The organism is Thermovirga sp. (assembly GCA_012523215.1).
Taxonomy (GTDB): domain Bacteria; phylum Synergistota; class Synergistia; order Synergistales; family Thermovirgaceae; genus 58-81.
In genome coordinates, this window is record JAAYIZ010000204.1 from 1 (window position 1) to 1,801 (window position 1,801).

Annotated in this window: 3 protein-coding genes; all 3 read right to left on the reverse strand. The window is 60.0% G+C overall.

Annotated features, from left to right (window positions below; all coding sequences use genetic code 11):
* Positions 1-746, reverse strand: a 746-nt coding sequence (locus tag GX108_05735) for an alpha/beta hydrolase (GenBank protein ID NLO56538.1), incomplete at its 3' end; no start/stop codon positions are given.
* Positions 743-1,363 carry a DUF975 family protein gene (locus tag GX108_05740; GenBank protein ID NLO56539.1) on the reverse strand — a complete coding sequence of 207 codons (621 nt, stop codon included), beginning with the start codon at positions 1,361-1,363 and terminating at the stop codon, positions 743-745. The genes GX108_05735 and GX108_05740, both read right to left, overlap by 4 nt.
* Positions 1,364-1,406: 43 nt before the next feature.
* Positions 1,407-1,801, reverse strand: a 395-nt coding sequence (locus GX108_05745) for a butyrate kinase (protein ID NLO56540.1), incomplete at its 5' end; no start/stop codon positions are given.

Below are 1,801 nucleotides of genomic sequence, written 5' to 3' on the forward strand. Positions count from 1 at the left end.
CCCCCGTTGTGGTCTCCCTTTATTTCGAGGAAGGCCTTGGGTCCGGTGATCCGCTCGTAAAGCCGCTCCCCCTGGCAGAAGGGGATGATCTCGTCGTCGGGGCTGTGGATCACGAGCACCGGGCACAAGATGCCGGCCATGATACTCTCCGTGGGGTATTCGCTACGCAGGAGGCGGCGGACCGGGAAAAGTCGGGCGACTCTCCTGGCCATGTCGAAAAGGGAAGTGAAGGTCGATTCCAGGATCAGCGCTCCCGGTGCCTTCTCCAGCGATATCCTCGCGGCGACGGCACCCCCGAGGGACCTTCCGAAGACCACGATGCGATCAGGGAAGTAGCCCCTCTCCACCAGGAAATCGAAGGCAGCCCTACCATCCATGTAGAGACCTTCCTCGGTGGGCCGGCCCTCGCTCTTGCCATAGCCACGGTAATCGAAGATCAGGAGGTTGAGTCCCAATTCATGGAAGACTCTTATCGATTCCAGCCTGTGGGATATATTTCCCGCGTTGCCGTGGAAAAAAAGGAGGGCCCTCTCCGAAGTCTTCGCCGCCGGTATGAACCAGCCGTGAAGGCGCACGCCATCGGAGGCCTCGAAGGAGATGTTCTCAAAAGAAAGGCCGATCCTGGAGGGGGTAGCGGTGATCTCTCCCCAGGGCTGGTAAATCATCTTGTCCTGAAGCAGGTATATACCTCCGCAGAAGAGCCCGTAAATGACGGCGATCCAGAAGGCGAGCCGAGGCAGGTTCATGGCCAGGAGACCAGGTCCCTGTAGATCATTGCGTGGGCCAGGGCGGTCACGGGCACGGTTATCAGCAGCCCCAGGCCGAGGGGGATGGCTCCAAGGGCATTTAACCCAGCCATGCAAAGCAGCAAAAGGAACAGTTCCAGCCACAGGCCCCGGGTCATTGCCCCGGCGGCCTTGAAAGCTTGAACGGGTCGCATCCCCCTGTCGATGATCAGGTAGGGCATGAACTGGTACCTAACGGCTATGTAGACGCCGGGCACCACGAAAAGGGCCACCCCTAGGCTGATAAGCGAGAGAAGGATGAAGGAACCGATGATGTAAGGGACGAACAGGGGCCTCATGTGCTTCAGCCGGTCCATATCGATGGTGCCCCTGTCGAGGAAGGAAAGGCTTACGATGATGACGACCATGGCCGCCAAGGCCCTGAGGGCCCAGAGCGCAGCTCCCAGGAGAAACCTGGAGAGGTTTGCATCCCCAGGCGTGAGCCTCCCCAAAAGGACACCCGGGATCGCCAGGATAGCGCCAATAAGGAGCAACAGGACGAAAAAGAAAAGGGTGTTCCGCCTAAAGGTTCTCCAGCCAAAGGCCAGCGAGTCTCTGATCCGCACCCTGCCGGTCATGACAACCTCCTCCGGGCAAAACAGGCCGCCCTGTATTTTTCGGTCAGGCCCTCTCGTACTCCCGGGCCGTCTCCTGTCCGCTCATCACCCTGAGAGCCCCCTCCGCCAGAGCCCTCATCTCATCTTCACCCGGGAAGACCAGGATCGGGGCGATGAAGGCCACCCTCCTCGAGACGGCCCCGACGAAGGCTTCGCTGAAGGCCAGGCCCCCGGTCAGGACCACGGCATCCACTTCACCCGAGAGTACAGCGGCCCTGCAGCAAATTTCTCGGGCGACCTGGTAAGCCATGGCCTCGAAAACGAGTCGTGCCTTTTCATCCCCCCCGGCTATCATCTCCTCGACCTCCCGGAGGTCGTTAGTGCCCAGGTGTGCCACCAGCCCGCCGCCGCCCACCATTTTTTTCATCAATTCTTCGAGCTTTATGCCCGTTGAAAAAA

Excerpts from the sequence above, each read along its gene's own strand:
- GX108_05740 (NLO56539.1), bottom strand. The coding sequence starts at position 1,363 with ATGACCGGCAGGGTGCGGATCAGAGACTCGCTGGCCTTTGGCTGGAGA.